Source organism: Pseudomonas moorei (assembly GCF_042846945.1).
Lineage (GTDB): Bacteria > Pseudomonadota > Gammaproteobacteria > Pseudomonadales > Pseudomonadaceae > Aquipseudomonas > Aquipseudomonas moorei.
The window spans coordinates 4,706,023-4,719,214 of sequence record NZ_AP035776.1; the positions used below are offsets into that span (position 1 = coordinate 4,706,023).

Consider the following 13,192-nt stretch of genomic DNA (forward strand, 5'->3'; position numbering starts at 1 on the left):
TGCTGGCCCCAATTGTTCAAACCGTTGTTTTAATCAAGGTATGTATTTGTTATTAAGAGTGAAAGCTCCTACAGCGCAGAATGCACATTCGTTGGGGCAATCGACCACCAACGCGGCAGCAGTTGCCTGACCTTGCTCTCGGCAAAACGGTCATCGATCAACATCACCACACCCTGGTCCTGTTGGGTGCGAATCACCCGTCCGGCGGCCTGTACCACTTTCTGCACGCCGGGAAACAGGTAGGTGTAGTCGTAGCCGGCACCGAAAATCGCCGCCATGCGCCGCTTCAACTGTTCGTTGACCGGGTTGAGCTGGGCCAGGCCCAGGGTGGCGATGAACGCGCCGATCAGCCGTGCACCGGGCAAGTCGATGCCTTCGCCAAACGCTCCGCCCAGCACCGCAAAACCAATGCCCTCGCCGCCTTCGGTGAACTGATCGAGAAACTGCTGACGCTGTTCTTCCGCCATCCCGCGAGACTGCGTCCACAGGTTGATCTGCGGGTGCCGCTCGGCCAGCAACTGCGCCACTTGCTGCAGATAGTCGAAACTGCTGAAAAATGCCAGGTAGTTGCCGGGACGCTGGATGAACTGGTTGGCGATCAGCTCGACGATCGGCGCCAGGGAGGCTTCCCGATGGACGAACCGCGTGGAGATCCGGTCGACGATGTGCACTTGCAACTGGTCGGCATGAAACGGCGATTCGACGTCGATGCACACCGTGTCGAGCGGTGTGCCCAGCAGATCGGCGTAATAGTGACGAGGGCTGAGGGTCGCGGAAAACAGCACGGTGCTGCGTGCGGCGGTCAGGCGTGGCCCGATGAAACCGGCAGGCACCACGTTGCGCAGGCACAGTTGCGAAAGGCATCGTTTGCGGTCGAGGTCGCGCTTGCTGATGTCGAACAGGAACTGCCCATCGAAGAGCTCGGCCACACGACAGAACTGCAGCATCTCGAAGTAGAAACTCTGTAGTGCGCTGTCCAGCCCTTGTGGGTGATCGTTCAGATAGTCGCCGATGCCGGCACTGCACGATGACAATGCCTGGAGCAGTTTTTCCGGGGCTTTGTCATAGGCCTGGTAGGCGCCCGATTGGAGGTTGTGCAGGGCATTCCATTCGCGGCTGACCCGTTGCAGGGGCTTTTTCAGTGCTTCGGGAGCGGTTTTTCGTACGCCGTTGAGGGTCGCCTGATCAAGGCTGGCGCTGTACATCTGACGGCCACGCTCCACCAGATTGTGCGCCTCGTCCACCAGCACCGCGACAGTCCAGTTGTTGGCTTGGGCCAGGCCGAACAGCAAGGCGCTGAAATCGAAATAATAGTTGTAGTCGGCGACCACCACGTCCGCCCAGCGGGCCATTTCCTGGCTCAGGTAATACGGGCAGACCGCATGGTCCAGCGCGACCTGGCGCAAGGCGCCCTGATTCAACAGTTTGAGCTCACTGGCCGCCTGGCGCGCAGCCGGCAAGCGATCATAGAAGCCCTGGGCCAACGGGCAGGATTCACCGTGGCAGGCCTTGTCCGGGTGTTCGCAGGCCTTGTCCCGGGCGATCATTTCCAGGACCCGCAAAGGCGGTGCATCGGCGCTTTCAATAATCACCTGGGCGGCGTCCAGTGCCAGCTTTCGCCCCGGGGTCTTCGCCGTCAGGAAGAACACCTTGTCCAGTTGCCGGGGCGCCATGGCCTTGAGCATCGGAAACAGCGTGCCGACGGTCTTGCCAATCCCCGTCGGTGCCTGGGCCATAAGGCAGCGGCCCGTGCTGACGGCCTTGAACACCGACTCGGCCAGATGCCGCTGGCCCGGTCGGAAACCGGCATGGGGAAACGCGAGCTGCTGAGCCGCCCGATTGCGCGCCTCGCGATGGGCCATTTCCTGCTCGGCCCAGTGCAGGAACCGTGCGCAATGTTCCTCGAAGAACGACTTCAACTCGGCCGCGCTGAACACTTCGAGCAGACAGGTTTCCCTTTCGCTGACGATGTCGAAGTACACCAGCGCCAGGTTGATCCGTTCCAGGTCGAGCTTGCGGCACATCAACCAGCCGTAGACTTTCGCCTGGGCCCAGTGCAATTGGCGGTGGTTGGCGGGTTGCTTGCTCAAGTCGCCACGGTAGGTCTTGACTTCTTCGAGGCAGTTTTGCGCTGGATCGTAGCCATCCGCCCTGCCCTTGACGGTCAGGTTCTGATAGTGGCCTTCGAGGGCGACTTCACTCTGGTAGCCCTCGCTGCGCCGGGACGCCACGGTGCGATGGCCGACGATGCCTTCCAGCGCGGTCGGCGACGGTGTGAAGCGCAAGTCGAGGTCACCGACCTTGGCGGTGAACTCACACAGCGCCCGCACCGCGATGCTATAGCTCAAACGTCTTGCTCCGCCCATTGCACATAGCACACGGCAATCGGCATCTGATGCTCATGGCAGAACTCCAGCCAGCGCAGCTGGTTATCCTGCAGACGATCGCCAGGGCCTTTGACTTCGATCATGCGGTAGGTCTTTTGCTGCGGCCAGAACTGGATCAGGTCCGGCATGCCGGCGCGATTGGCCTTGATGTCCAGCAGCAAGCGGTTGAACCAGTGCTTGAGGTGCTCGGCCGGCAGGCAGTCGAGGGCCTGCTCCAGCAGCTCCTCGCTGAGCACGCCCCAGAATACGAAGGGTGACTGCACGCCCCACTTTTGCGTGTAGCGTTCACGAATGGTCTGCCGGTAACGCCCGTCATCGAGTTCCGCCAGGCAAGCCTGGAACAGATCGGCACGTCGACTGTGGAAATCCTCACTCAGCAGGTCCACCGGGCCGCGCTGGAACGGGTGGAAAAACGCCCCTGGCAACGGCGCGAAGATCGCCGGCCAGCACAACAGGCCGAACAGCGAGTTGATCAGACTGTTTTCAACGTAATGGACCGGCGCCGTCTCTTCGGACAAGTGCGCCTGGACGTGGTACTCCACCGACAAGGCCGGATCGACCCTGGGCAATTGCAGGTCCAGGCGCAACATTTCCCGAGGCGACGCCCGTTTGATTGCCGGCCCGCCGAGTTTGCGCCGCAGCCTGGGCAGCAGACGAAGCAATTGTTGCTGTTCGGCGGCGCTTTGCGGCGATTGCCCGGCCTGGGTCGCCAGGTCCAGGGCCAGCTCATACTCCTCGCAGCGCTCCAGTACCCGAATCAGCCGCAGGCGCGCGCCGGGATAGGCGCACTGACGGTACAGGCTCAACGCGGTAGAGAAATCGGCGATGCGTTCACAGTGCTGGCCGATCTGGAACAGCAGCTTGTCTCGACGTCTTTGCAGCCAGGGATTGCTCAGCGTCAGGCCGTTGATCCGCTCGACAACCTCTGCCAGTGCCTCGCCGGCCTCGAACTGCTGCTGTTGCTCGTGCAGGAACAGGCAGGCGTCCACGTCCTCGCGGCTGCGCAAGCCACGGGAATCGGCGCAGAACTCGACTTTTTCGTAGGTGAAGATGCCAAGGTCGGCCAGGACGAATTCCGACCAGTCCTGATAAAGATTGCCGAAAAACATCAAGCGCAAGCGATCGCACAGGCCCATGATGGTCAGGCTGAACAGGCGATCGTCCAGTGTCGGGCACCAGTCGCGGAAGCATTGGGGTTGCGCGAACTGCTCGCTCAGCACCGGCAGCCAGTCGGCTTTTTTGCCCTTGGGCTGATCGATGGCACTGCCCAGGCATTGCAGGATTTCGGCCTTGAGCAGGACCTCGAACAGCGCTTCGAGGGTCAACGGTGCTTGCTCATCAACCCAGCCCAGCGCCAGTAACGGTTCGGCGGCGCTGGCGATGTCGCCGATCTCGGGGTAATGCAGCTTGCCGGCCCTGAAGTGAATGCCCTTGCGCATGACCATTCTGACCAGCAGCCCCCGGGACTCACGCGTAAGGCCATTGAACTCGCGAATGAAGCGCTGCTCCTCGATGCTCAGTACATCGGCATAGCGATGTTCAAGCCAATCAAGCACCTGCATGAAGTTGTTGAGGTAATAGAACGGATCGTCGAGAGGGTTTGCAGTCACGGGAAAAAGGGCCATGGCGAGCGAATACTGGTTATGCGTACAGATACCAGTTACGCCCTGTCCGATGCAAACGAAAAGGGATAAAAGGCGGCGCCGCCAGGTAATTTTCAACGGGCGTCGAACTTTCTGCCGTTCCATGGCACCAACCGCCTAAGAAGCGCAGTCGTTCGCGACAGTCGCACTGTTTCATTTGAAGTATGAGAGGTGGTTATGAACATCAAGACGCTGGGCTTGCCCCTGGCAATCGCGGCCTTTCTGGCCCTGGCCGGTTGCTCGACACCCACGGTAGTGACGCTGCAGAACGGCACTCAGTACCTGACCAAGGACATGCCGAAAACCAAGACCAAGGACGGCTTCTTCGAGTTCGAGGATATTTCCGGAGCCAAAGTCAGAGTCAACGCCAATGACGTGTCCACGATCCGCCGGGAAGACTGAGTAGCGCGTTATAGTTGATCACGTCCCCTGCTTATCCCCCTTGGTGTGGCAGGTTTCCATACCTGCCTTACACTGCGATACACCCCGTGCGAGCGAATGTTTGCGCAGGCATCACGTCATGATCCAGGTGAAGCCGAAATGAAAATGCCCACGCCCCTTTTGGCCGCTCTCCTCGCCGCCAGCGCGTGCGCGGCAACCAGCCTGTGCGCCAGTGCCGCCACTTCTTCGCGGGTATTCAAGACCAGTTTCGATTGCGCCACGTCCAGGGCATCCATCGAAAAACTCATCTGTCGCGACCCGCAACTGGCGCAAATGGACATCGAACTGCAGCGCCTGTATCTGTTGGTGCTGACAGACGACCACGCCGTACCGCCACGAAACAAGGTCGAAATCGATCAGCAGTTCTGGCTCGACGCCCGTAATCAGTGCGCCTCGGATCGCGAGCCCAAGGCGTGCACGATCCGCAGTTATGCCGAGCGCGCCTTTCAACTGCGTCAGGGCTCAGCCATTGCCAGGACCAAGGATCCCAGCCGCCTGACTGAAGGCCCTGTGGCCTTTCGTTGCGCGGGATTGAATGCGCTGATCGCGGCCACCTTCTTCACTGTCAGCCCCGGGGTCGTGTACCTGAAGTGGGCGAACACCTCCGTCACCTTGAACCAGCAGCCGAGCACTATTGGCACCCGATACAGCGGCAAGGATTTCAGAGGGAGCTACAGCTTCTGGTACGAGGGCGATGACGCCTTGTTGCTGATGCCGGGCTCGGCGGAGATGAGTTGCAAGGCCGAGCCGGTTGGCTGATTGAACACCGGGACCTCCTGTCCCGATGGCCTGAACCCCTTAGCTACCGGTGCGAATCTTGTTCCATACACGGGTGCGAACCCGGTCGATGTTCAGCGGCATGGCTTCGAGGGCGAACAATTTGCCCATCATGTCCGGGCTCGGATAGACCTTCGTGTCGTTCTTGATCGCCGGTTCGATCAGGCTGTCGGCCTGTTCGTTGCCATTGGCGTAGTGCACGTAGTTACTGATATCGGCCATGACGTCCGGGCGCAGCAGGTAGTTCATGAAGGCATACCCGGCCTTTTCATCCGGGGCATCGACGGGCATGGCCACCATGTCGAACCAGATCGCCGCGCCTTCCTTGGGAATCGAATAACCGATGTCGATACCGTTCCTGGCTTCCCTGGCGCGGTTTTCCGCTTGCAGGATGTCGCCGGAGAAGCCGACGGCCACGCAGATGTCGCCGTTGGCCAGATCACTGGTGTATTTGGACGAGTGGAAATAGCTGACATACGGCCGTACTTTCAACAGCAGTGCTTCAGCCTTCTTGTAGTCTTCCGGGTTTTTACTGTGATGCGGCAGGCCCAGGTAGTTCAGGGCGGCGGGCAGCAGTTCCGGGCCGTTGTCGAGAATGGCCACGCCACACTTCTGCAGTTTTTCCATGTTCTCGGGCTTGAAGATCAGGTCCCAGGAATCCACCGGGGCGTTGTCGCCCAGTACTGCCTTGACTTTGGCAATGTTGTAGCCGATCCCGGTACTGCCCCAGAGATACGGAAAACCATGCTCGTTACCCGGATCGTTGGTCTGCAAGGCCTTGAGCAACACCGGATTGAGGTTTTTCCAGTTCGGCAACTGGCTCTTGTCGAGCTTCTTCAGCGCCTTGCCTTCAATTTGCCGCGCCATGAAGTGGTTGGACGGAAACACCACGTCGTAACCGGATTTGCCGGTCATCAACTTGCCATCGAGGGTTTCATTGCTGTCATAGACGTCGTAGGTGAAGGCGATGCCAGTGTCTTTCTGGAAACTTTTCGTGGTGTCCGGTGCGATGTAGTCCGACCAGTTGTAGATCTTGACGGTGTCGGCGGCCTGACTGATTGAAGCGACGAGCATCAGCGGCGCAAGGGTCAGTGTCTTTCGGATCATGAGTCGATTCCTGTAGAGGTTGTTTTTGTTTGGCAGGCAATCAAGGGATCAGCTTTCAACTGTCTATTTTCAAAAAATCAACACGTAGGTCTTGCGCACGGTTTCCTGGATGTCCCAGATGCCGAGGGTGTTGGCTGGCAACATCAGTGCATCGCCGGCTTCTATGTGCAGGGTGTCGCCGCCGTCATCCGGGGTGAAGGTGCAGCGGCCCTGGATGAAGTGACAGAACTCCTGGGCGACGATCTGCCGCCGCCAGCGACCGGGCGTGCATTCCCAAACCCCGGTTTCGACGCCGTCGTCGCGTTCGACGCTGGTGGTCGATGCGACGGCCACGGGCAAGCCCAGCGGCACGGCGACCGGGCTGGACGCTTGCAGAGTGAGGGTTGCGGTGTTCTTGAATTGCGTGATGCTCATGGGAGTACCTTTCGATGAAGCCTGTAGATGAAGATCGCGTCGGTCAGTGCATGAAACCTTCCATGAACCCCGCGACCCCGCTGGCAAGCTTGCGCCGCCAGGGCGCGGTGGCCGGGTTGGCCAGGGTCTGGTCTTCATGGACGAAGCTGCGGATGATCGCGTTGTAGCCCAGCCAGCGGCAGGGTTCGGGCTCCCAGGCCCTGAGCGCATCGAGCCCGCGCCGGGGGATGACCCACGGCTGGTGAACCAGCTCGGTGTCGCGCTGCAGGATCAGGTCGGCAAGGGTTCGCCCGCCCAGGTTGCTGGCGCCCACGCCCTCCCCGCCATAGCCGCCGGACAAGGCGATGCCACTGGCCTGGTCGCAGAGCATGTGCGGCTTGAAGCGCCGCGACATGCCCAGGTTGCCGCCCCAGCCATGGGTGATCTGCACGTTCTTGAGCTGCGGGAACAACTCGCTGAACAGGTAGCGTCGCAGCTCGATTTCGCTGCTGGTCAGGTTGAAGTCATGGCGCAACTTGCCGGCAAACTGGTAGCCGCCGCGCGCGCCGAAGATCAAACGGTTGTCAGCCGTGCGCTGGCCGTAGGTGACCTGACGGCTGCTTTCACTGAACGCCTGGCCGTTGCTCAGGCCAATTTCATCCCAGGTGGCCGCAGATAAAGGCTCGGTGGCGACGATCAGGCTTTGTACCGGCAATTGGTAACGCCCGAGCGGCGGCAGCGTGACCGAATAGCCTTCCACCGCCGGCACCACCCAGCGGCTGCGAACCGAGGCTTGCGCGGTGCGCAGGCTACCCGCCTGCCAGTGGGTGACCGGGCTGTTTTCGTAAATCCTGACGCCCATGCGCTCGACGGTGCGCGCCAGGCCGCGTACCAGTCTGGCCGGGTGCAGGGTGGCGACGTGCGGTGCGTAGATTCCGCCATAGGGCTTGGCGATGCGTATTTGTTGCGCCAACTGCCGGGCACTGAGCCAGCGATAATCGTTTTCATTGAGGCCCTGGCGGTGGAGCGAGTCCAGATACTGGCGCAGGCTCGACTCTTGCTCCGGGTAGCGGGCGGCACAGTAAAGCACCCCGCCCTTGCGGTAATCGCAGTCGATACCTTCACGTTCGAGGACGATCTGCACTTCGTCAGGAATGCGGTGCAGCAAGTCATAGGACGCCCTGCGCTGTTGCGGTGACAAAGGGGCCAGCAACCGGTCTTCGCCCAGCAGATTGCCCATCAGCCAGCCGCCATTGCGCCCCGAGGCGCCAAAACCGGCGGTCTGCGCCTCGATGATGGCAATGTTCAGCTCCGGTGCCTGGCGCTTGAGGTAGTACGCGGTCCACAGGCCGGTGTATCCGGCGCCGATGATCGCTACGTCGAGATCCAGATCCTGATCCAGTGCCGGACGAGCCAGTAACGGCTCGTCGAGTTGGTCCATCCACAAACTGATAGTGCGCCACGCCGGCATGCAAGACTCCGCCACTCAAACTTCGATGGCGGTGATCCTAGTGCGTGGGCTCAGAGGCTGTCTTGCGCGCGTGCACGCAAAGAAATTTGTTTGACGTAGGCCTTGGGCGACTGGCCGGTGTGCTGGCGGAAACAGCTGTAGAACGCCGACAGCGAATTGAACCCGGCGGCAAAGGCCAGTTCGTCGATGCGCACCGGCGGTGTGGCGCTGTCCAGTGCCGCGAGCAGGTGTTGCAGGCGTGCCTGGTTGACGTAGCGATAGAAGCTCTGGCCCAGCACCTGATTGAGCAGATAGGAGATTTGATTACGGCTGTAGCCGCACTCCTTCGCCACCCGCTGCAAGTCGAGTTCAGGGTCGAGATAGGGTTGCTGGTGCTGGAAGTACTGCTGCAAGTCGTCCGCCATGAAACTCAGCTGACGCGGCGACAGGCCGAGTCGACTGACCGCGGGCCGTTGTGGACCGGTGGTTTTACTGGCGGGCTGCTCGTGCACCAGGGAGGCGTATTCGTTGACCCGCCAGATCAGTCCGTCGCGCACGGTGATCGCTTCACTGGCGCGGAACGACACCAGGCCTTCACCGCCGCGCAGGGTGATGCGGTACTGGATGAACGCGGTGTTGCCGTCCAGGCGAATGCGATCGGAGTGTTCCAGCGCCTCATCCGGGTCCCTTGGCATGCTGTTGCGTACGTATTCGCGCAGTTCGTCCAGGCCCATGACCCGGTTCTGGAAAAAGTCGCTGTATTGAACATCGGGGTGGTACAGCGCCATGACGCCATCAAGGTCCCGGTGTTTCCAGCGCAGGTGATAACGCATGACCGTTTCGCCCGTGGCCTGGGTTTGCTGCGGGCCATCATCCTCGGCGTGCATAGGCATCTCGACGAAAAGCAACGAGCTTGCCGAACTTCTGCCGCCGCTTCAATGAGCAACGGCAGGCACCCCGTCATCGAAGATCAGCCAGGACGTGCTCTGGATCAAGAAAACAACCGGCAATCGCCAAACGGACTGAAAAAAACACATGATTTTCACATCCGGGTGCTACTTTTAAAGTCTGTCACCGGTTGAACCAACGAAGGTTCTTCCCACCTACCATGAGCTAATGGAAGCGCTCGATGAAGAAGGCGGGCAACATATGAATAAAGGCTTCAGTAAGGTCACCTTTCCAAACGCCTGCCAGCTGATGCGCTGGCATTTTCATCCCATGGGTTTCGAGGCGAGCATGGATGCCCCGGGCAGCATGATTGCCCGCCTGTTCGATCGAGCCACTGGCGAGACCATGATCGCCATTGCCGGTATACCTTGTGCAACCGTCATGAATGCAGCCGATGTAGAGCGAATAATCGAAGCCGTCGAGGATGAGCTCGAAGCGTTCATTCCCCCGGTGGCCCTCCGGAGCTATGCCTGAAGGCCGAACCTCACGAAAAAGCCCACATTTTGTGGGCTTTTTGTTGGCCGGGATTTACAGCCTCAGGCCGAGCTCTTGCAGTCCCGGTGATCGACAAAAAACGCCTTGCCCTCGCCGATGCGGTCGGAAGCCTTGGGCATATTCACCGCCTGGGTATCCTGGGCATCGACGTACCAGTAGCAATGGCTGACGGCCCGGGTAATGCCGACGTAAGCCAGCCGCAGGATCTCGTCCTTCTGCGCGGTGTCATACGGCTCGCTGTCGCCAGCCTTGCCCAGACCCGCCATGCGGTAGACCTGATTCTTGTACGGTGAACTGGTCAAGTGCTGGCAGTCGCCGAGCAGGAACACGGCATCGGCCTGCAAGCCCTTGGCGCTGTGATAGGTCAGTTGTTTCAGGCGCCGGGCTTCGTACGGCAAGCTAGAATCTACATTAACTACAGGTTGAATATGCTGCTCTATCAATAACTTATCGCTACTTTTTCGATAGAGCATCAAGATTGAATCACCCTTGCGGTAGTGCTCCATCAAGCGCTTGGCCATGCCCTGATCGTCACGATCCAGCACGTTGACCGGCCACAATTCCTTGGGCGCGCCGCTGGCCCTGGCCTTCTTGCCCGCAATCGCTGGCGCGGCGCGGACGATGTGTTCGGCGGCGTCGATGATGTGCTGGTGGCTGCGATAGTTGTCGCTGAGCATGACCCGGGTGGTGCTTGGCGACGAAAACTCCTTGTTGAACTCCATGAAATAACTCGGCGAACTGCCGCGCCAACCGTAGATCGACTGCCAGTCGTCCCCCACGCAGAGCAAAGACGAGCGCTGCGCACCACGCCCGACGTGCATGGCCGGGCCACGACTGCGGATTTCGGCCAGGCTGGCGCGAATCCACGAGACGATCTGCGGCGAGACGTCCTGAAACTCGTCGATCATCAGGTGTGAAAGCGGCCGCAGCAGCTCGTCGCTGAGGAGCTTGAGGTTTTCCGGGGAATGTTCGCTGAACAAGGCGAACATCCGGTTGTAGGTCATGATTGGCGGTTTCTGCTCGAGCAGATGATCTTCCAGCGCTCGCCAGAACAGACTCAATGCCTCGAAGAAAAACCGGTCCGGATCGTCCTTGGCAAAACTCATCTGGCTGACGGCGTTCGGTACATCCAGGCCCAGGTTCTCGATAAACCCGGCGGCCGCGACGAAACAATCGAGCAATGGCGCGGACGCGAGCTCGCCCTTGACCTTGTAATCAAAGCCCGGCCCGGCACTGGCATCGCCGGCCAACGAGGCCAGTACACGCTTTGATGACTCGTAACTATCCAGCCAAATCAACGGCTTACGACAGAAAGCTTGAAACAGGGTGCGCTTTACAGCCCATTCCGCACGGACCGTCAGCTTGGCGTTCGGACGGCTGACCTGCGGGTTTTCCCGAGGATCGAAACCCAGTACGACCCAGGCGTCCAGGGACGGAATGTAGCCGTGGCAATGAAAGGTCGAGCCGTTGATATCGAAGGTCTGGCGATTGGGCTCGATGCCTTTGATCGGCCAGGCGCCCGCGCGAAACCACAAATCCTCGACGAAGTCGCACAGCTCCTCATCACGTTTGGCGGCCAGTTCGGTCACGGCCATGCGTTTTTGCACGTCCGGATGATCGCGCTCCAGCTCCCTGAGCTGCAAGGCGTGGCGTGACAAGGGTTTGATCAGTTCACGGAAACGCTCATCGCCTGTGTGCAAGGCGTGATAACAGGCGTTCAGGTGCTGGCGTTGGGCATCATTGATGCGCAGGTCGAATGGATTGCTATCGGCGTCCTCCTCGCCGTTTTGCCCACGGAAACTGAGGTTTTCAAAAGCTTGCAAGCGTTCGAAGCCGGGCAAGCTGCGGACCATCGGCAGGATCCGCGAGTGGAAAGTGCGCACCAGGTCGCGAGCGTCCTTGAGGTTGAGCGTATGCCCCCAGAGCGCGAACAGTTCGATCAACTTATTGATGAAGTCCTTGCGTGATTCCCGGGTGAAGGTCACCACCGTCATCGAGCTCAGCTCAAAGCCCAGGTAATGCGCCAGCAGCACGATCCGCAGCACCAGGGTCGTCGACTTGCCGGCACCGGCCCCCGCGATCACTGAAGTCGTAGGCGTGTCACTGAAGATCATCTTCCACTGGGCAGCGCTGGGCTGGGCGTGTGCCGGGAGCAAACGCGCGACGTCGGCCTTCATGCGTTTCTTCAATTCCGCGCTCAATGGCAGGCGCCAGTCGTCGAACAGGTGTTCGTCGATGCCGGGCGGACGATGCTCGGTCGAACGCGAGTCGCGAATCAACAGGACCTGCCGACCTTCTTCCAACCCTTCGAGCTTGCCCTCTTTATAGCCGTATTCCACCCCCGCCATATGGCCGCTGCGAAAGCCGTCGGCCTGGCCATGCAACCAGGACGCACGGTGCTGGGCGCGCAGGCGCGTCAGGCCATGGCCGAAGAACCGGGCGGCCAGGCGCTTGAGCAGCGGCATCTCGGCCAGAGGACGAAGTTCAGGCGGAAGATCGGGGGTGTGTTGCGGCACGCGGACGGACTCCAGGGTCTGAGGCTGTTGAGGGCTATGGTGTCTTCATTTGCCGTTGAGTTCTAGTGAAATGCTTATGACTCATTGGCTTATGCGAAGAACTGAAAGCAGGATGATAATGTTTCGAGGCGATTTCCCATCAAGTAAATCGATTGTTATGCAGCACTTTTTACGCTTTTTTTCGATCCTTGCCTGCTGGATGATGCCTGTCATCAACCACCGGTCTCGCTTCATGGCCCCGGCCTGCCGCCCCATGACGAACCTTTCAGGAGATGATCATGCTTGAACTCAGACCTTTCAACTCGCTCGGTGGCGCTCACCATGGCTGGTTGGATGCGCATCACCACTTTTCGTTCGCCGAGTACCATGACCCCAAACGCATGAACTGGGGCAACCTGCGGGTCTGGAACGACGACGTGATCGCCCCTGGCACCGGCTTCCCGCAACACCCCCATCGCGACATGGAAATCATCACCTATGTCCGTGAAGGGGCCATTACCCACCAGGACAACCTTGGCAACAAGGGCCGTACCGAAGCCGGTGATGTGCAGGTCATGAGCGCGGGCACCGGGATTGCCCACAGTGAGTACAACCTGGAAGCGAAGCCGACCAAGATCTTCCAGATCTGGATCATTCCCAACGAATCCGGCCTGGCGCCGTCCTGGGGCGCCAAGCCGTTCCCCAAAGGCCAGCGTGAAGGTTTCGTGACCCTGGCCAGCGGCAAGGCGGGCGACGATCAGAGCCTGCGCATCCGTGCCGATGCCCGGCTGGTAGCAGCGAACCTCAAGGCCGGCGAAACCGCCGAGTATCACCTGGACAACGGTCGCCGTGCCTACCTGGTGCCGGCGACGGGAGTCATTGAGGTCAATGGCTTGCGTGCACAAGCTCGAGACGGTGTCGCGGTGGCGCAAGAATCCCTATTGCGTGTGACGGCCATCGAGGACAGTGAAATCGTGTTGGTGGACCTGGCCTGATCCAGTAAACGCCAGACAAAAAAGGGGCAACCGTGATGGTTGCCCCTTTTTTTGTCCGAAT

The 13,192-nt window shown here is 60.0% G+C and carries 11 protein-coding genes; 4 read left to right on the top strand and 7 right to left on the bottom strand.

Translation table 11 applies throughout. The annotated features are described in order from the left end of the window. Positions 1-68: 68 nt before the first annotated feature. Together ACGJAX_RS22210 and ACGJAX_RS22215 are read right to left on the bottom strand one after the other, a co-directional pair. Complete coding sequence (locus tag ACGJAX_RS22210; protein WP_390956181.1) at positions 69-2,348, bottom strand: helicase C-terminal domain-containing protein; 2,280 nt, start codon at positions 2,346-2,348, stop codon at positions 69-71. Further along, on the bottom strand, positions 2,345-4,012 hold the full coding sequence (locus ACGJAX_RS22215) for a VRR-NUC domain-containing protein (RefSeq protein ID WP_390956182.1): 1,668 nt from the start codon (positions 4,010-4,012) through the stop codon (positions 2,345-2,347). Before ACGJAX_RS22215 ends, ACGJAX_RS22210 begins: the two co-directional genes overlap by 4 nt. A 195-nt stretch (positions 4,013-4,207) precedes the next feature. On the opposite strand from ACGJAX_RS22215, the gene ACGJAX_RS22220 reads away from it, so the two are divergent. Together ACGJAX_RS22220 and ACGJAX_RS22225 are read left to right on the top strand one after the other, a co-directional pair. Next, positions 4,208-4,432, top strand: a complete 225-nt coding sequence (locus tag ACGJAX_RS22220; RefSeq protein ID WP_090321521.1) for a YgdI/YgdR family lipoprotein — start codon at positions 4,208-4,210, stop codon at positions 4,430-4,432. A 138-nt stretch (positions 4,433-4,570) separates the two neighbouring features. Next, a complete protein-coding gene (locus tag ACGJAX_RS22225; protein ID WP_390956184.1) occupies positions 4,571-5,230 on the top strand; it encodes an MliC family protein in 660 nt (219 codons plus the stop codon). 39 nt (positions 5,231-5,269) lie between these two features. Here the strand turns inward: ACGJAX_RS22225 and ACGJAX_RS22230 are convergent, their stop codons facing one another. From ACGJAX_RS22230 to ACGJAX_RS22245, 4 genes are all read right to left on the bottom strand, one after another. Beyond that, the gene (locus ACGJAX_RS22230) at positions 5,270-6,355 is read right to left on the bottom strand and encodes an extracellular solute-binding protein (RefSeq protein WP_390956185.1); all 1,086 of its coding nucleotides are present in this window, start codon (positions 6,353-6,355) and stop codon (positions 5,270-5,272) included. Between the two features lie 69 nt (positions 6,356-6,424). Beyond that, a complete protein-coding gene (locus tag ACGJAX_RS22235; RefSeq protein ID WP_090321510.1) occupies positions 6,425-6,769 on the bottom strand; it encodes a cupin domain-containing protein in 345 nt (114 codons plus the stop codon). Positions 6,770-6,812: 43 nt separating this feature from the next. Further along, entirely contained in the window at positions 6,813-8,219 is a 1,407-nt protein-coding gene (locus ACGJAX_RS22240) for an FAD-dependent oxidoreductase (protein ID WP_390956186.1), read from the bottom strand. Positions 8,220-8,269: 50 nt separating this feature from the next. Continuing rightward, complete coding sequence (locus ACGJAX_RS22245) at positions 8,270-9,085, bottom strand: AraC family transcriptional regulator (RefSeq protein ID WP_090321503.1); 816 nt, start codon at positions 9,083-9,085, stop codon at positions 8,270-8,272. Between the two features lie 262 nt (positions 9,086-9,347). Here ACGJAX_RS22245 and ACGJAX_RS22250 point away from each other — a divergent pair, with 262 nt between their 5' ends. Then, entirely contained in the window at positions 9,348-9,620 is a 273-nt protein-coding gene (locus ACGJAX_RS22250; RefSeq protein ID WP_034148820.1) for a DUF1652 domain-containing protein, read from the top strand. A 62-nt stretch (positions 9,621-9,682) separates the two neighbouring features. Here the strand turns inward: ACGJAX_RS22250 and ACGJAX_RS22255 are convergent, their stop codons facing one another. Then, a complete protein-coding gene (locus ACGJAX_RS22255; protein WP_390956187.1) occupies positions 9,683-12,157 on the bottom strand; it encodes a UvrD-helicase domain-containing protein in 2,475 nt (824 codons plus the stop codon). A 278-nt stretch (positions 12,158-12,435) separates the two neighbouring features. On the opposite strand from ACGJAX_RS22255, the gene ACGJAX_RS22260 reads away from it, so the two are divergent. After that, positions 12,436-13,131, top strand: coding sequence for a pirin family protein (locus ACGJAX_RS22260; protein WP_390956188.1), 696 nt, complete (start codon positions 12,436-12,438; stop codon positions 13,129-13,131). Positions 13,132-13,192: the final 61 nt, after the last annotated feature.